Annotated in this window: 13 protein-coding genes; 2 read left to right on the top strand and 11 right to left on the bottom strand. The window is 52.4% G+C overall.

Features of this window, described 5'->3' with window-relative positions; translation table 11 throughout:
- Positions 1-24: 24 nt before the first annotated feature.
- From ACYVIY_RS06260 to ACYVIY_RS06285, 6 genes are all read right to left on the bottom strand, one after another.
- On the bottom strand, positions 25-1362 hold the full coding sequence (locus tag ACYVIY_RS06260) for a TldD/PmbA family protein (RefSeq protein ID WP_460975441.1): 1338 nt from the start codon (positions 1360-1362) through the stop codon (positions 25-27).
- Between the two features lie 9 nt (positions 1363-1371).
- Entirely contained in the window at positions 1372-3012 is a 1641-nt protein-coding gene (locus ACYVIY_RS06265) for a TldD/PmbA family protein (RefSeq protein ID WP_460975442.1), read from the bottom strand.
- A 122-nt stretch (positions 3013-3134) separates the two neighbouring features.
- Positions 3135-4487, bottom strand: coding sequence for a TldD/PmbA family protein (locus ACYVIY_RS06270; protein ID WP_460975443.1), 1353 nt, complete (start codon positions 4485-4487; stop codon positions 3135-3137).
- 78 nt (positions 4488-4565) lie between these two features.
- Positions 4566-6206 carry a TldD/PmbA family protein gene (locus ACYVIY_RS06275; protein ID WP_460975444.1) on the bottom strand — a complete coding sequence of 547 codons (1641 nt, stop codon included), beginning with the start codon at positions 6204-6206 and terminating at the stop codon, positions 4566-4568.
- A gap of 74 nt (positions 6207-6280) precedes the next feature.
- A complete protein-coding gene (locus ACYVIY_RS06280) occupies positions 6281-7612 on the bottom strand; it encodes a TldD/PmbA family protein (RefSeq protein ID WP_460975445.1) in 1332 nt (443 codons plus the stop codon).
- Positions 7613-7690: 78 nt separating this feature from the next.
- Complete coding sequence (locus tag ACYVIY_RS06285; protein ID WP_460975446.1) at positions 7691-9334, bottom strand: TldD/PmbA family protein; 1644 nt, start codon at positions 9332-9334, stop codon at positions 7691-7693.
- 220 nt (positions 9335-9554) lie between these two features.
- Here ACYVIY_RS06285 and ACYVIY_RS06290 point away from each other — a divergent pair, with 220 nt between their 5' ends.
- Positions 9555-9773: a hypothetical protein gene (locus tag ACYVIY_RS06290; protein ID WP_460975447.1), complete on the top strand. Its 219-nt coding sequence runs from the start codon at positions 9555-9557 to the stop codon at positions 9771-9773.
- Between the two features lie 72 nt (positions 9774-9845).
- Here ACYVIY_RS06290 and ACYVIY_RS06295 read toward each other — a convergent pair whose 3' ends face one another.
- From ACYVIY_RS06295 to ACYVIY_RS06315, 5 genes are all read right to left on the bottom strand, one after another.
- The gene (locus tag ACYVIY_RS06295) at positions 9846-10262 is read right to left on the bottom strand and encodes a hypothetical protein (RefSeq protein WP_460975448.1); all 417 of its coding nucleotides are present in this window, start codon (positions 10260-10262) and stop codon (positions 9846-9848) included.
- A 112-nt stretch (positions 10263-10374) separates the two neighbouring features.
- Complete coding sequence (locus ACYVIY_RS06300; protein ID WP_460975449.1) at positions 10375-11472, bottom strand: ATP-grasp domain-containing protein; 1098 nt, start codon at positions 11470-11472, stop codon at positions 10375-10377.
- Between the two features lie 141 nt (positions 11473-11613).
- A complete protein-coding gene (locus ACYVIY_RS06305) occupies positions 11614-14841 on the bottom strand; it encodes a hypothetical protein (protein ID WP_460975450.1) in 3228 nt (1075 codons plus the stop codon).
- Positions 14842-15133: 292 nt separating this feature from the next.
- Positions 15134-15610 (bottom strand): DinB family protein, encoded by a 477-nt coding sequence (locus tag ACYVIY_RS06310; protein ID WP_460975451.1) that lies wholly within the window; start codon positions 15608-15610, stop codon positions 15134-15136.
- A gap of 11 nt (positions 15611-15621) precedes the next feature.
- Complete coding sequence (locus ACYVIY_RS06315) at positions 15622-16326, bottom strand: esterase family protein (protein WP_460975452.1); 705 nt, start codon at positions 16324-16326, stop codon at positions 15622-15624.
- Between the two features lie 146 nt (positions 16327-16472).
- Between ACYVIY_RS06315 and ACYVIY_RS06320 the strand changes: the two genes are divergently transcribed.
- On the top strand, positions 16473-17309 hold the full coding sequence (locus ACYVIY_RS06320) for an alpha/beta hydrolase (RefSeq protein WP_460975453.1): 837 nt from the start codon (positions 16473-16475) through the stop codon (positions 17307-17309).
- Position 17310: the final 1 nt, after the last annotated feature.

Below are 17310 nucleotides of genomic sequence, written 5' to 3' on the forward strand. Positions count from 1 at the left end.
CACAGGCTCGGGGAAAGTTTGGTATTACACCGCATCCGACAGGCTTGTGAACGTGAATTCCCGGATCTTCATCGGCGGCACCAGGTAGTTTCCATCCGTTTCGGTGCTGACCACGCGCTCGGGTTTGCCTAAGGCTTCGAGGTTGTTCAGCATGATGATGGGGCTCTCGTTAAAGCGGAAGTTCTTAACGGGGTGCTTGATCTTCCCATTTTCGATGTAGAAGGTTCCGTCGCGGGTCAGGCCGGTGAGCAGAATCGTTTGCGGATCGACTTCGCGGATGTACCAAAGCTTGGTGACCAGAATGCCGCGCTGGGTGCTCCTGATCATGTCCTCCAGCGAAGTAGTGCCGCCAGCCATAATCATGTTGTTGGGACTGGGAACGGCTTTCTTTCCTTGCTTTTGTGCCCAGTAGCGCGAATACGACAGGTTTTTGACCACGCCTTTCTCGATCCACATGGTTTTCTCCTGCGGACGTCCATCGCCCGACCAGGGCGACGCGGGGAGTTCTGGATGCGTTGGGTCGGAGTAAATTGTCACCCGCTCATCAACCACTTTATCGCCCAGACGCGACTTGCCGCCGGCTTTACTGAAATACGAACGACCTTCATCGGCCGAGCGGGCATCCATGTTGAAGTAGATGTTTTCGAGCAAAACGACAGCCGCGGTTGGCTCCAGAATGACGGTGTATTTGCCCGGTTCAATCGCGCGTGCCTCCGCCGATCCCCGCGCTTTCTGAATGGCGATGTTGGTGGCTGAGGCCGTGTTCAGCTTTGAGAAATCGCTGAACCCCCGCGCTACGTAACCCGAGCCTTTGCCATCGTCGGTACGTACTGTCAGCGAAAAGTTGACATTCGTGCTGGGGTAATAGGCGAACAGCCCTTTGGAGTTCATCATGGCTGAGTAACCCCGATTGTCCTGCAAAAAACCAGCCGCCGTTAGGTTAGCATTCCGGGTTAGCTGTAAACTTTTGTCCACGGCCGTAGCACGGGCGTCGGGCGTAATGTTGGCGGTCGAGTCAAAAAAACCGCTCGATTTTATGTACTGTTGAGGACCCAGCAGTCCAACGTATTCCGGATTTTCGGGTGCCAGTTTCGCCAGCTCTTCCGCCCGACGTACTACTTTTTCGAGCGACGCATCGTCGAACTCGTCAATCGTAGCTACCCCGACCTTCTTGCCAAATGCCGACTGCACCTGTAGGTTTTGATTGATAAGCGAACCACTGGTCGACACTTCGTTGCGGGCGTAGCGCAGGTTGCCCCGTTCTTCACCCAACAGGTTAACCTCACACTCGTCGGCTTTGGAGTAGCTGAGAACTTTCGTCAACAGGGCCTTCGCTTCTGCTTCGGTAAGTAGGATAGACATAGTGGTGTTCTAGATTTTACGAGCTGTATTAATCACATTAACGCCGTTGAACCGGGCTGTCGAGCTACCGTGCGAGACCGCGCTCGACTGGGGTGGCTGTCCCTTGCCGTCGAAGAAGGAGCCGCCAAGTCGATAGTCACGTTCATCGCAAACCGCTACGCAGGAGTTCCAGAATTCCTGCGTGTTCGACTGATACGCTACGTCCTTGAGCATCCCGGCAATCTGACCATCTTTGATCTCGTAAAACAGTTGTCCGCCAAACTGGAAGTTATACCGCTGCTGATCAATCGAGAAGGAGCCGTCGCCGATGATGTAGATGCCTTTCTTAACATCCTTGATCATATCCTGAACGGATAACGGCGTTTTCCCGGCCGCCAGCGATACGTTGGCCATGCGCTGAAACTGCACCGAACTCCAGCTGTCGGCGTAGCAGCAGCCCTGCGATTCGTTCTCACCGATGATGTGCGCCTGGTCACGAATGGCCTGGTAATTCACCAGTGTTCCGTCTTTCACCAGATCCCACTGTTTGGTCTTGACACCTTCGTCGTCGTAGCCAACGGCACCCAGCGAACCGACCTGGGTTTTATCGGCAAACAGATTCACTTGTTTGCTGCCGTAGTTGAAGTTCTTCGACTTCCATTTGTCTAACGTAGCAAAGCTGGTACCCGCAAAGTTAGCTTCGTACCCGAGTACCCGATCCAGTTCGAGAGGGTGACCTACCGATTCGTGAATGGTGAGCCACAGGTGGGAAGGGTCCAGAATCAGATCGTATTTACCGGCTTCAACTGACTTCGCCTTATGCTTGTCGCGGGCTTGTTTGGCGGCTGCCGTTACGTCCTCCAGCATGTCATAGCCTTTGTTGTAACGCGTTGTAATGCCCGTTACTTTGTCGGCGGGGTTGGTTTGCAGGTATTCATAGCCCATCCCCATCGGGGCGCTCAGCGACTGTCTGGTTTCAAACTTGCCCGTCTTTGGGTCGATCGCCGTTACGGTCGATAAGGGCCAGATGCGGTGAATGTCCTGGTCGGCGTACGTACCGTCCGTGGTGGCCAGGTATTTCTGCTCGTTGACCATGAACAGCACTGAGTTCACGAAGTTGGCTCCGTTCTTCAAAGCTGCCCCGTTAACGCCCAGCAGCAGGTCAACTTTCTCTTTGATGGGGACTTCAAACGCGTTTTTCTGAATCGGCGCTTTCCAGCTAACCTCGCCATACCCTTTCTGCAGAGCCAGCTGAACGGGTTGCTTCATCAGCTTGGCGTTTGCTTTGGCAATGGCAACGGCTTGTTCAGCAGCCTTAGCCATGTCGGCTTCACTCTTCGCATCGACTACCGCGGCAAAGCCCCAGCAGCCATCGGCAATGACCCGTACACCTACGCCGTAGGATTCGGTGTTGACAATATTCTGAACTTTGTCTTCGCGCGTAACGACAAACTGGTTGAGGTAGCGGCCAATGCGCACATCGGTATACGTAGCGCCTTTGCTTTTGGCTGCGTTCATGGCCGCATCGGCCAGGCGCTTCTTGGTTGTTACGTCTAATCCTGGTTCGAGCAGCGCTTCCGGACTGACAGTTCGGGAGAAGGCGGGTAGATTGGGCAGTAGAATACCGGCGGTACTTATGCCCAGAAGCTGGTTAAAATTTCGGCGGTTCATAGTGTATGGATTGGTTATGAGCTAGTCATCGTATGGTTATTACGTGGTCATTCAAGTTTTACGGCTATGAATGACCACGTAATGACTAATGACCGCGAAGCAAACGACCATTAATAACAGGTTTATACCGCATCCGATAAACTCGTAAACGTAAAGTCGCGGATTTTCATCGGCGGAATCAGATTGCCGCCCGCCCGAACTGGCTTGCCCAACGCTTCGACGTTGTTGAGCATAATCACCGGGCTTTCATTGAAACGGAAGTTCTTGATGGGGAATTTGATTTGCCCGTTTTCGATATAGAAGGTCCCGTCGCGGGTCAGGCCCGTATACAGTTGAGTTTGTGGATCAACGGCACGGATATACCAGAAGCGCGTGACGAGAATCCCTTTATCCGTACTTTTGATCAGGTCCGCCAGCGATTGGGTGCCGCCCTGCATGATGAATCCACCCGGAGCCGGAATCGGTTGAACACCTTTCTTGTCAGCCCAGTACCGCGAGTAGAACATGTTTTTGACCACGCCATTCTCGATCCAGGTGCGTTTCTCCTGAGGTAGACCGTCGTTACCTCCGCCACCGAAGCGGCCACCGCCACCTCCTCCGCCAAAGGGCGACAACGGTAATTCGGCGTTCGTCGGGTCCGTAATGATCGTGACGCGCTCGTCGAAGAGTTTTTCGCCAAGTCGCGTGCCGCCCCCTTTTTTGCTGAGGAAACTCCGGCCTTCATCGGCGTTACGGGCGTCCATACTGCGCATCATATTGTTCAGTAACTCAACGGATGCGGTCGGCTCCAGAATGACCGTGTACTTACCCGGCTCTAACGCGCGTGCACTCGCTGAGGCTAGGGCTTTTTGCATGGCAATCTGGGTAGCGGCTTTCGTGCTCAGCTTACTGACATCGTTCACATCCGGATTCGCATACCCGGAGCCCAAACCGTCAGCGGTACGGACGGTGATCGAAAAATCGACGCCCGTCGACCGATTGTAGCCGAAGTTGCCTTTGCTATTGCCGATGGCGTTGAAACTGGTGGTGTCTTCCATGTACCCCGCTGCGGTCAGGTTTTTCTGCCGACAGGGGTCGATACTATCGAAAGCTGCCTGAGCGCGGAAGTCCGGATTAATCTTAGCGGTGCTTTCGGCGTATGTTTTCGTGTCCAGATACGTCTGCGGCCCCAGCATGGGCATGTATTCGGGGTTCTCGGGCGCCAGTCGGGCGATTTCTTCGGCCCGCCGGACGGTTTTCTCCAGCGAGGCATCGTCGAACTCGTTGATGGTGGCCGTTCCACTACGTTTGCCGAAAACGGCCGTTATCGACAGCGCAATATTGTCGGATTCGCCACTGGTTGAAACCGAGTTTCGGGCGTAACGAATGTTGCCCGTGCGGCCGCCCGACAGGTTGACGCTCATCTCGTCGGCTTTCGAGTAGGAGAGCACCTTATCAATTATTTTCTTTGCTTCTTCTTTGGTTAAGATGGCCATTGTTTTAGTTGTTGATTGTCAGTACTGGTCAGTTCGTGGCAATTGCCACTGCACCTGGATTGACAACGTAATGACTAGTTAAATCTTCCGGGCAGTATTGATGACATTGACCCCGTTGAAGCGGGCGGTTGCGCTGCCATGCGATACTGCGCTCGACTGGGCTGGCTGACCCTTACCATCGTTGAATGCACCGCCAAGCCGGTAATCACTCTGGTCACAAACCGCTACGCAGGAATTCCAGAACTCCCGGGTATTGGCCTGATACGCTACGTCTTTTAACATGCCGACGATCTGACCGTCTTTGATCTCGTAAAAGAGTTGTCCACCGAACTGGAAGTTGTAGCGCTGTTGGTCGATCGAGAACGAACCATCGCCGATGATATAGATACCTTTCTTGACATCCTTGATCATGTTCTCTACCGACAAAGGTGTCTTCCCGGCTTCGAGCGATACGTTAGCCATGCGCTGAAACTGCACCGAACTCCAGTTATCGGCGTAGCAGCAGCCCTGCGATTCTTTTTCGCCAATGATGTGCGCCTGATCACGAATGGCCTGGTAGTTCACCAGGATGCCGTCTTTGACCAAGTCCCATTTCTTCGTCTTCACGCCTTCGTCATCCCAGCCCACAGCGCCTAGCGAACCAACCTGCGTCTTGTCAGCCACCAGATTCACTTGTTTACTGCCGTAGTTAAAATTCTTGGTCTGCCACTTGTCCAACGTAGCGAAACTGGTACCCGCGTAATTGGCTTCGTAGCCCAGTACCCGATCCAGTTCGAGGGGGTGCCCAACGGATTCGTGAATGGTGAGCCACAGGTGCGACGGATCGAGAACCAGATCGTACTTACCGGCTTCAACCGACTTGGCGTTTAGTTTCTCTTTGGCTTGTTTTGCTGCTGCAGTGATGTCCTCCAGCATATCGTACCCCTTGTTGTAGCGGGTCGTAACGCCGGAAAGTTTATCACTGGGGTTAGTTTGCAGATACTCGTAGCCCATGCCCATCGGGGCGCTTAAGGAGTTGCGAGTCGAGAATTTTCCGTTCTGCGGGTCAACGGCCGTTACAGTGAAGCTGGGTCCAATACGGTGAATATCCTGATCGGCGTACGTACCGTCGGTCGAGGCAAAATACTTTTGCTCGTTTACCTGGAACAAGACGTTGTTCACGAAGTTGGCCCCGTTTTTCATGGCCGCTGCGTTGGCTTCCAGCAGCAGATCGACTTTTTCCTTAACCGGCACTTCGAACGCGTTGCGCTTGATGGGAGCTTTCCAGCTTACTTCGCCGTAGCCTTTCTGGGGAGCAAGCTGAACGGGTTCGGTCAGCAGGCGGGCGTTAGCTTTAGCAATGGCAACGGCCTGTTCAGCCGCTTTGGCTACAACCGTTTCGTCGCGGGCGTCGCCGACGGAGGCAAATCCCCAGCAACCGTTGGCAATGACCCGTACGCCTACACCGTAGGACTCGGAATTAATAATGCCCTGCACTTTGTTTTCGCGCGTGAGCACGAATTGATTCAGGTAGCGGCCGATACGCACATCGGCGTAAGTAGCTCCCTTCGACTTAGCTGCGTTCAAAGCCGCATCGGCCAGACGCTTCTTAACGGCTACGTCCAAACCGGGTTCGAGTAGCGCTTCAGGACTAACGGTGCGGGAGAAAGCCGGCAAACTGGGCATCACGATCCCAGCCGCGCCCATACCTAACAATTGATTAAAATCTCGACGATTCATAGTTTATTGATTAGTCACTCGCTGCGCTGTAAGACGACTAACGACAGCGCAGCGAACGACGACAAATGACAGGTTTATACAGCGTCCGACAGGCTTGTGAACGTAAAGTCCCGAATTTTCAACGGAGGAACCAGATTGCCGCCAATGCGTACGGGTTTGCCCATCGATTCGAGGTTGTTGAGCATAATCACCGGGCTTTCGTTGAAGCGGAAGTTTTTCACCGGGAACTTGATCTGCCCATTTTCAATATAGAACGTTCCGTCGCGGGTTAGGCCCGTATACAGCAACGTTTGCGGGTCGACAGGGCGGATGTACCAGAGCCGGGTAACTAAAATGCCCTTTTCGGTGCTTTTGATCATGTCAGCCAGCGACTGGGTGCCGCCTTCCATGATGAAGTTACCACCCGGTGGAATGGCCTTTACCCCTTTTTTCTCGGCCCAGTAGCGGGTGTACGGCATGTTTTTGACCACGCCTTTTTCGATCCACGTTACCTTCTCCTGCGGGCGACCATCACCACTGAAAGCTCCGCTGGGTACTTCCGGATTGGTTGGGTCGGAGTAAATCGTGACGCGTTCGTCGAAGAGTTTTTCACCGAGACGAGTGCCGCCCCCTTTTTTGCTGAGGAAACTCCGGCCTTCATCGGCATTCCGGGCATCCATCGAACGTACCAACGCCACCATCAGCGAGGCATCGACATTGGATACGAGCGCGGCTGGTTCCAAAATAACGGTGTACTTACCAGGTTCCAACGCCCGGGCGCTGCTCGATGCCATAGCTTTCTGCATGGCTATTTCGGTATCTTTTTTGGTACTCAGCTTCGATACGTCGGTTACGTCGCTGGTGGCATAGCCGGAGCCTAGCCCGTCGTTCGTCCGAACGGTGATCGAAAACTCAACCGATGTTTCCCGGTTGTAGGCGGATAATCCTTTGCTGTTGCCGATGGCGTTGAAACCGGTCCGGTCTTCCATGTATCCGGCCGCCGTTAGGTTCTTTTTGCGGCACGGATCAATGCTGTCGAAGGTGGCCTGCGCCCGATAAGCGGGGTCAATTTTGGCGGTGCTTTCAGCGTACGGATCCGTGGCCAGGTACGTCTGAGGTCCCAGCATGGGCATGTACTCGGGGTTCTCGGGTGCCAGTCGGGCAATCTCTTCGGCTCGCCGGACGGTCTTCTCCAGCGAGGCATCATCGAACTCGTTGATGGTAGCTGTACCGGATTTTTTACCGAAGACTGCCGTTACGCTCAACGACAGGTTCGAACTCTCTCCGCTGGTGGAGACCGAGTTGCGGGCGTAACGAATGTTGCCCGTGCGGCCGCCCGACAGGTTGACGCTCATCTCATCGGCTTTCGAGTAGGAGAGCACTTTATCGATTATTTTCTTTGCTTCTTCTTTGGTTAAGATGGCCATTGTTTTAGTTGTTGATTGTCAGTGCTGGTCAGTTCGTGGCAATTGCTACTGCACCTGGATTGACAACGTAATGACTAGTTAAATCTTCCTGGCAGTATTGATGACATTGACTCCGTTGAAGCGCGTAGTGGCCGAACCGTGCGACACGGCACTGACCTGTGAGGGCTGCCCTTTGCCGTCGAAGAACGAACCGAATGTACGGTAGTCGTCTTTGTCGCAAAGCTGCGCGCAGGAGTTCCAGAATTCCTGCGTGTTCGACTGATACGCTACGTCGTCGAGCATGCCAACGATCTCGCCGTTCTTAATTTCGTAGAACAGCTGTCCGCCAAACTGGAAATTATACCGCTGCTGATCAATGGAGTAGGAGCCCCGACCGATGATGTAGATACCTTTGTCAACGCCTTTGATCATGTCAGTGACTGAGCGCTTTTCAGAGCCGGGCTTGAGCGATACGTTCGGCATCCGCTGAAACTGCACCGAGTTCCAGTTATCGGCGTAGCAGCAGCCATTCGATTCTTTTTCGCCCAGGATGGCGGCCTGATCGCGAATGGCCTGGTAATTCACCAGAATACCATCTTTAATTAAATCCCATTCTTTGCAGGGAACACCTTCGTCGTCGTAGCCAACCGTGCCGAGCGTATAAGGCTGCGTCTTATCGGCGACGATGTTGACGAGTTTGCTGCCGTAGTTGAAGCTTTTGGTTTTCCACTTGTCGAGGGTCGCGAACGACGTACCCGCGTAGTTGGCTTCGTAACCAAGTACGCGGTCGAGTTCAGTAGGGTGGCCTACCGATTCGTGGATCGTCAAGCCAAGGTGATTCGGGTCCAGAACCAGGTCGTACTTACCGGGCTGCACCGACTTAGCGGTCATTTTTTCTTTTACCTGCTTAGTGGCCATCACCGCATCTTCGACCATATCGTACGAGTTGCGATAGCCGACTAATCCGTTGGGTCCCGGAATCTTCTCGGAGGCTAAGCCGTCGAGGTACTCGTAGCCCATGCCCATCGGCGAACTGATCGCATCGCGGGTTTTGAACTTGCCCGACGCCCGGTCAACCGCCGATACGGTGAACGTTGGCCAGACGCGGTGAACGTCCTGATCTATATACGATCCGTCGGTCGAGGCAAAGTATTTCTGCTCATTCACAAAAAACAAATTCGACGTTACGAAGGCCGCTCCATTTTTCATGGCTTCGCCGTTCACCTTCATCAACAGGTCGATTTTTTCCTGAACCGGGATCTCAAACGCATTCTTCTTGATGGGCGTCTTCCACGTTACGTCTCCAACGCCTTTCTGGGGAGCTAGCTGTACCGGTTCGGACTGGAGCTTGGCATTGGCTTTAGCGATGGCAACGGCGGTGGCTGCGCATTTGGCAATGGCGTCGGGCGTTACGTCGCTGGTGGCGGCAAATCCCCAAGTGCCATTGGCAATAACCCGAATCCCAATGCCGTACGACTCTGCGTTCACAATGTTCTGCACCTGCTTTTCACGCGTGAACATGAACTGCTGCAAATAACGGCCAATGCGCACGTCGGTATACGTAGCGCCTTTGCTTTTGGCCGCGTTCAGCGCAACGTCGGCCAGCCGTTTCTTAGTAGCTGCGTCGGCTCCCGGCTCAAGCAGGTATTCGAGCGGAACGGCGTTGCCTAGTACAGGGATCGATGCACCCATCAGGGCACCTACTCCTAAACCAGACAACTGAATAAAATCTCTTCGTTTCATGAACTGGTTGACTAATTTAACAGGGTTGTTGGTTGATGATTTACACGATACGTTATAGTCCCAAAACGCGAATATGGTCAAAAACAGTGGATAGATCAGTCGCCCAGACGTAATTTGTGACGAATGGTAAGTGGGTTATCCGAGAAAATACCTAATAATATTCTGGTTAATTACCCAAGCACGGGGTATTTATTAATAATCGCCCGAATCTGACAATTATATGACAACCGCTTCTGCTCAGCAATTTGAACAGTTTATTCAGGACGTTTTAATAACGATTCACGCCAACATTCGGGATCTGGAAGAAAAGAAAGCGTTCGCCGATCCGGAGGAGCAGGATTACATTGATGGCCGTTTGTTCAGCTATATTGAGATGCTGGCGATTCTTCGGGCATCGGCCCGCGATATGAATATTGATCCCAAAGAAATAGGATTGTAAGCGAATTTGAATAGTCGGTAAAGTGGCTGCCGCGCGCCCCATAACGACGGACCGTATTTAGCCTATACTACGTTACGGTAAGCGAACCAGGGTACGGAGGGTGGTGGCTGGCTGATTGAAGCCTAGCTCAAAAAAGTTTTCAATCAGCAGTTCGTTACGTCGGTGGGCAAGCTTGTATTCTGCACCCACAGATGAACTAGAAAGGCTGTTACGTACGTAAATGCGATCACCCCGAAGCTCATACGAATAGATGCCGCTGCCAAGTTTAGGCAAGAGATAACCGCCAGCGTTCAGTTCTTTGCCCCGGTTTACGGTGAGTGTACCCATCAGCACCTGGCCCTGAAATACCGGGTTGAAAATGAGAGTATCCCGGCGGGCCGACTTTTCTACCCAGGTTCCGGTCAGCGTTTCAGGCGTTATCGGTTCGTCCTCCCTGCTGCAACTTACTAAGGCAGCCCAAAGAACCAGTAAACCAAGGAGTTTGCGCATAGATAAGGCTAATTACGTTCAGTTAGGACTCCAGCCGCTGGCGAAGGGTTGGAATGATAAAGCCGTTGCCAGAATTAGATTCGGCAACGGCTTTGGGTGATACAAGAACAAACTACTTTTTAGCCTTTTTCGGCTTATCGTCTTTTGGTTCGTCCTTCTTTCCTTTTTCGGCTTTCGGCGCTTTCTCTTCCTTTACGCTTTTGCCTACTGTGGCTTCGGGAGCTGTTTTTGCAGCTTTCGCCGGAGTTAGTCCGGTTCCGTCCACGGAGCCGCGAACGAACGTACCCCATGTGAGATTGTCTTTGCCTTTTTGTGCGCGCTTCGCTCGGTCAATCGCCATAGTGGCCGCGGCTTCAACCACCCACTCGAAGTTCTCTTGTCCAACCGAATGGACGTCGGCATCGGGGGCGGGGTTACAGAAGTCAATGGCGATCGGAATGCCATCGCGCACGGCAAACTCAACCGTATTGAAGTCGTAGCCGAGACCATGATTGAGCTTCAAAACATAGTCCGTCATGGTTTTTAAGAGTTTCTTGCCCGCGTCGCCGGTTGTTTTCATCTCGGATGCGTAACGCAGGTGATGCGGATTGCGGGGTTCATACGGCATGATACGTACGTCTTTGCCGCCAATGCAATAACACCGGAAGTAATCCTCAAATTCGATAGCCTCCTGATACAGCATCACCAACTGCCCGGTTTCGTCGTACGCCCTGAACATCTGCTCCGGGTTATCGACTTTGTAAACGCTCTTCCAGCCGCCCCCGGCATGTGGTTTCATAAAGGCCGGGAAACCGATGTGCCCGAAGATGGCATCCCAGTTCATGTGGCGCAGGTTCCGGAATGAATTATGGTTGGTATCGTCCGGCCGGTCTTTGGAGGGTAGCAAAATTGTTTTCGGCACCGGAACGCCCAACTGTACCGCCAGTGCATTGTTAAAGAACTTCTCGTCGGCGGCCCACCAGAATGGGTTATTGATAACCGCTGTACCCGTAAGGGCCGCATTTTTCAGATATGCCTTGTAGAAGGGTACGTCCTGTGAGATGCGGTCGATGATCACAGCGTAATCTGTCGGCACGCTTTGCTCGACTTGGTCGATGCTTACAAACTCGGCTTGGAAATCAGATTGTTTTTCGTTGACGCGATCCACAAAGGCCTGCGGAAACGTATTTTCCTGGCCGAATAAAATGCCTATCTTCTTTTGCATACTCATAATAAAGTTGTTGAGTGGTGATTAGTAAGGTGCCGAGTGAAACATTAGTAGAACAGACAGCTTTTTACGGGCATGAGCCCATCTGTAAGCTGACACAAGTATAAACAAAAAAGCCCGGCTGTGGTTAGCCGGGCTTTTAGTTTAGGGTTTGATCACTTTCAGACTTTGCTGCTGGGCAGGCCCACTACTACTAGCTCCGCTGACGACCTGCAAGAGATACACTCCTGAGCCCTGAGTCTGTAAGTCCCACTCCACAGGTTGCTCAGGCTGAGCCTCACTCCACCGTTGCTGCCGAATGGACTTACCGCTAAGGTCTACCAGGTTCACCTCTAACGGGCGACCTTCTGCACCACGGATCACGGCCCGCAACCGCTCTCCGCTGATGGGGTTTGGTGCCAGCTCCACTTGCAAAGGCGTTTCCAACTGAGCGACCTCTCTAGCCCGGCAACTGCCGTCGACTGTCAGGCGATACGGACCATAGATCTTCACCGTACCTGAGCGGTCTGTGACTTTGAGAAAGAAGTTGCCCTGGGTGCTGCTTTGGGCGTTGATCAGGGTTAGACTGGACGTAGCGGTGCCCCGGAAAAGCTGGGGCGTCTCCATGATCTTAGGCGTAGTGAGGCTGTTTTTGTACCATTCGTACTTAACCGGATCGCCATCGACTGTTACGTTGATAACGGCTGCACCTCCTCTACAAACCGTGGGGTTGTTACCACCCGTTACGGTCGTGGAAGCCGTCGCTGAACAGCCGTTGTCCAGCCGGGTCGCGGTCGCTGAGTAAACGCCCGTGGTGTTGACGGTAGCCATGTTGCTGCTACCTTGCTGAGCCGCTCCGGGGCTAAAGCGGTAGCTATAGGTGGCGCCAGGAGTGGCCGTAGCCGTTAGCGTAACAGTGGTGTTGGTAAAGGACAAGGGGCCACTGTTGGATAGGGAAAGACTGGGTGGTATCGTGTTGCTTGCTACCTCAGTAGTAGCCGTCGTTGAACAGCCGTTAGTACCCGTAACAGTGACTGTGTAGGTTCCTCCAGCGGTAACACTAGCTACAGCACTGCCGTTCTGAATAATGGGACTCGAGCTAGGACCGGTAAAACTGTAGCTCAGTGAGCCGCTGCTGCTGGCAGCAGTCAACGTCACGCTGGTTTGGGAACAGGACAATGGACCGTTATTCGTCAAGGTTATATTCTGGGGAACCGTAGTGTTGCCTGTAACCTCAACGGTAGCCGTCGTTGAACAGCCACTGGCGTTCGTGACTGTTACAGAGTAGGTGCCGCTGGCGGTGACAGAAGCTACTGCACTGGTGCCGCTCTGGGTGAACGATGAAGGGCCGGAGAAGACGTAACTGCTTTGCTCAGCAGGCGAAGCGGTAAGCGTCACGGCTGGATTAGTACAGGTGATGATGCCTGAGTTATCTAGCTTAGCTTGGGGAGCCGCCTGAACCGTAACAGGAATGGATACGGTTTGTGAGCAGCCATCGCCTAATCCACTTACCTGAAAGTAAACAGGGGACGTAGCGCCGGGAGTCAGATTAGTAGCGATAAACGAGTTAGGGGAATACGTGCCGGCTAGGTTACTTAAGGCTGCGTCCTGATACCAATTGCTTCCTACAGTCAGATCATTGCTGGCTCCGATCTGCAAGGCTGGACTTGCGATTAAGTCACAGTTGGTAGTCAGAGGCAGGGCAATGAGCTTGTTGTTCGTGACATTAGGAATGGGGTTGCCCTGCGGGTAAGCGATAACGCCGTTGTTCGTAAATGTACCGGTGTTGACGTTAGCTCGGGTAGTGCTCACCGTCAGCAAACCTTGGTTTGTAAACGTTTCAGTGTTGCTGACACTAGCCAACACGCTCAGGCTGGCACAAGCCGTATTCGTAACGGTACCAAATGAATTGGCTAACCCATCCCGACCAATAGTGGCTCCTATGACAATATTGGCCGAATTGGTAAAGCTGTTGCCAATATTTAACAGACCATCTAAGTTAGTCTTGTCAATCTGAATTTGCCCACCTGTCGTATTGCTAAAGATATTTCGATTGGTAAGACCATACTCACCTACTGAGGCATTGGTCCCAATACTGATGCTGGCTGCATTGGTGAAAGTGCCATATTGGTTCAATAAACCGCTTTGAGTGGAGCGGTCAATCTGAATTTGCCCGCCTACGTTATTGTTGAAGGTAGCTTCGTTTCGAAGGCCATTGTCGCCTACCGGTGCGTTAGCCCCAATAACGATACGGGCCGAGTTGGTAAAGGTGCCCTTGTCGTTGTACAATCCATTCAAGCTGCTCCGGTCAATCTGGATGAGTCCTCCTGCATTGTTATTAAAGGTCATTCGGTTGTAAAGACCATACTCGCCAACGGCGGCTGAAGCCCCGATGGTAATCGTGCCCGCGTTCGTGAAGCTGCCGTCATTGGCTGGTTTGCCCGCTATTTGCCCGTTGAACAATCCCATCATAGTAGAGCGGTCAATTTGAATCAGTCCACCCATGCTGTTGGTAAAGCTACCGTCAATGTTTTGAAGGCCATACCGACCTACAGCTGCATTAGCGCCAATAAGGATACGACCTGCGTTGATAAAGGTGCCCTCGACGTTTTGTAAGCCATCAGAGGTGACCCGGCCAATCTGGATCTCACCGGTTGCGTTATTGGTAAAGTTAGCCCTATTGTAAACGCCAGAGCTAATGGATTCCGAGGCTGCGCTGGCCCCAATGAGGATATGACCAGCGTTGGTAAATGTGCTGGTCCCAATTCGGTTAATTATGCCCCTGAATGTACGTTCAATTTCAATCAGTCCACCCGGCTCATTGGTAAAGGTTCCATCGTTAAGAAGCCCATCTACTTCCCCCGAGGTTCTGAACCCAATCAGGATATGGCCTGCGTTGATAAAGGTGCTGGCCTCATCCCAGTTGGCCAATCCGCTAGTGCCAGTGTTGTCAGTCTGGATTTCTCCTCCCGCATAGTTCGTAAAAGCACCGGTGTTGAAAAGACCAAACGTGTCCGACGATTTTGGATCAATGCTTAACAATCCCCTATTGGCGACGAGACCATTATTGTAAAAGGCAATGTTATAAAATGGATAATCACCAGGGGCCTTATTTCCCCCGACGGTCAGAGTAGCTGAACTACTGATGGTCAGGGACCCGGAACTTCGTACTTCTACGGTTTTGGCCAGGGCTGACGTCCCTGTTGAAATAACAGGATCGTTGAAAACAGCAGGGATGACGACATCACTGGTTGCAGTGGGCACACCGACGGGGTCCCAGTTAGCAGCCGTATTCCAATCGGTGCTGGAGGCACCTGTCCAGATAGATTGAGCCTGAGTAGAGTAACTCAACCAGCTCGTAACCAGTAAGAGCAGCGTAAAAACGTGTTTCACTAGAGAGGGGGTTATATAATCAAGAAGGGTTTGCTTGTAAAACTACTAAGGAAGTATACTATTCAACAAGTCACCATACAATTAAATGTATAGAATTAGCAAGTGGAGGTGAGAGGTACTAAAAAAGCCCGGCTGTGGTGGGCCGGGCTCTGTTTTTTATGAGCCTCATGCAACGTCGGCTCATCAACAAGCTTCTTTAGGGCAGATCCCCTCAGAAGGATTTCTCATAGAAGTTGGCGAAACGCCGGACCGGCTTGTGTTCGGCGTTTTTTCTGCATTACGTGTTCGTACACTATAACAACGTTTTCAGATGATGTTCCAGATGAGCGACATAATCCTCGATCAGCCAACCTAGTGTTAGCTGCTGTCCGTCAGCCTGTTTTGGCTGAATAGGCTTGGTTAGCAGGTCGGGTGGGAGGGCTTCCGTTACGTAGAGGATCTGCGTATTCAAACTAGCCCACAAGGTTAATAAATGCGCTACTGGTAGCCGCTGGTACTGATTGACAATCACCAGTTGATGCTGATTATACGACTGAATGGTATATTGCCCATCGGCAACCTGCGCGTCGGTAAATCGTTTGAGATTATTGAGGGCCGAATCGATCAGATGTCCTAGTATTTCTTTCTTCGACCATTTACCCGGCGGCTGCTGGGTTAACTCTGTTTCTGAGAACCGCGCAATACGTTCCGGAACCTGCGCCAGGTGATTCCGAAGCCTCGACAACGCGTTGGTGATGGAGCCGGTCGGTTGGGCATAAGCCGTCCACATAGTTGGCGTTGTTAAATCATGCTTAAGTACCGCGGAAACTGATCTTTCCACACGGGCCAGTCGTGATTGCCCCAGGGGGTTACGTCGAGCCGATGGCGGATGCCTTTTCGATTGAGAATGTCAGACATCTGCTGATTCGACGGCTTGCAGAAATCGTACTCCGACGTGCCCAGCACAATGTTCATCCGATGGAATTCATCGTTGTTCGCGTTTGGCATAAAGTCGGGTGGATTGTTGAAATAGACGTTGTCGTCATAATAACCATCCAGAAACGAGCGGATGTCGAAAGCTGCGCCCATCGTGAGCAGATGCCCTACCTGCTCGGGGTGTTTGAAGGCGAAGTTCATGGCGTGGTAGCCACCAAACGAAGCGCCCGATACGCCGATTTTTTGAACGTTACACTCGCGCTGGATACCGGGCACCAGTTCTTCGTGCAAAAACCGATCATACAGAACGTGGTTCCAGATGCGGGTGCCGGGATGCAGGTGCTTGGCGTACCAGCTATCGCGGTCGATGCTGCTGACACAGTATAATTTGACTTTGCCCGACTCAACGAACCAGCGGGCCGTTTCGGTTAAGCCAAAATCTTTGTACTCGTAATAGTGACCCATGGACGTCGGGAACATCAGCACGGGATAGCCCCAGTTGCCAAAAACGAGCATCTCCATATTGCGGCCCAGGTGGTGCGAGTACCAGGTTCTATATTCTTCCTGCAAGGCGATTGAGATCTAAATAATACGTTGAAACATCGGTTGAAAATAGAGCAAATCGCTGATAACGGCAAAGCCAAATAATAACCAAGCCGAAAAAATTAGCTACTTTGCGGGTTGTGATTGCGTTACTTCTGACAATTTTTGCGCTTATGGCTGACCATCTACCGGCCTCTTTACGTACTGAACCAACGCCCGTAACGGTTCAGCGCGATGATTCGTTGTATTCGGTTCCGCTGAATCGTACTGTTCTGCTCGATATTATCTTGCCGCCTGATTATAAGGCTGCTGGCGGGCCTTACCCGGTTCTGTACCTGAACGATGGGCAGGATCTGGCCCGTCTGAACATGACCGACGTACTTGATTCGCTGTACAAAGCTCAGGCTATCCGGCCGTTTGTGCTGGTGGCTATTCACGCGGGCGATCGAATCCAGGAATATGGTACGGCGGCCCAGGCCGATTACCTCAACCGGGGGAGTAAAGCGGCTCTGTATACCGATTTTGTGCTGACCGAACTGCTGCCGTATATCAGAAAGCACTACCGGGTCAGTACGTCTCCGACCGAGTCAGTTTTTGCGGGTTTTTCGCTGGGTGGTCTGTCGGCTTTTGACCTTGTCTTCCATCACCCGGAGCGATTCAGCCGGGCGGGTGTTTTTTCCGGATCGTTCTGGTGGCGGAGCAAGAAATTCGATAGCAGCTACTCCGACGATACCGACCGGATCATGCATAATCTCGTGCGGAAGGGGAAGTATACAAAGGGATTGCAGTTCTGGTTTGAAACCGGCACCGAAGACGAAACCAGCGACCGAAACAACAACGGCATTATTGATGCTATTGAAGATACAACCGACCTGATCGATGAACTTGTGAACAAGGGCTTCAACCGCGAACGCGACATTCGGTACGTAGAGGTGAAAGGTGGTCAGCATAACCAGGAAACCTGGAGCGCGATCATGCCCGACTTTCTCAAATGGGCATTCGGCCGGTAAG

The organism is Spirosoma knui, from assembly GCF_054780635.1.

Bases quoted from the DNA above. Each gene is read 5' to 3' on its own strand.
- ACYVIY_RS06320 (WP_460975453.1), top strand. From the start codon at position 16,473: ATGGCTGACCATCTACCGGCCTCTTTACGTACTGAACCAACGCCCGTA.
- ACYVIY_RS06300 (WP_460975449.1), bottom strand. From the start codon at position 11,472: ATGAGTATGCAAAAGAAGATAGGCATTTTATTCGGCCAGGAAAATACG.
- ACYVIY_RS06275 (WP_460975444.1), bottom strand. From the start codon at position 6,206: ATGAATCGTCGAGATTTTAATCAATTGTTAGGTATGGGCGCGGCTGGG.
- ACYVIY_RS06265 (WP_460975442.1), bottom strand. From the start codon at position 3,012: ATGAACCGCCGAAATTTTAACCAGCTTCTGGGCATAAGTACCGCCGGT.
- ACYVIY_RS06285 (WP_460975446.1), bottom strand. From the start codon at position 9,334: ATGAAACGAAGAGATTTTATTCAGTTGTCTGGTTTAGGAGTAGGTGCC.
- ACYVIY_RS06290 (WP_460975447.1), top strand. From the start codon at position 9,555: ATGACAACCGCTTCTGCTCAGCAATTTGAACAGTTTATTCAGGACGTT.
- ACYVIY_RS06280 (WP_460975445.1), bottom strand. From the start codon at position 7,612: ATGGCCATCTTAACCAAAGAAGAAGCAAAGAAAATAATCGATAAAGTG.
- ACYVIY_RS06270 (WP_460975443.1), bottom strand. From the start codon at position 4,487: ATGGCCATCTTAACCAAAGAAGAAGCAAAGAAAATAATTGATAAGGTG.
- ACYVIY_RS06310 (WP_460975451.1), bottom strand. From the start codon at position 15,610: ATGTGGACGGCTTATGCCCAACCGACCGGCTCCATCACCAACGCGTTG.
- ACYVIY_RS06260 (WP_460975441.1), bottom strand. From the start codon at position 1,362: ATGTCTATCCTACTTACCGAAGCAGAAGCGAAGGCCCTGTTGACGAAA.
- ACYVIY_RS06295 (WP_460975448.1), bottom strand. From the start codon at position 10,262: ATGCGCAAACTCCTTGGTTTACTGGTTCTTTGGGCTGCCTTAGTAAGT.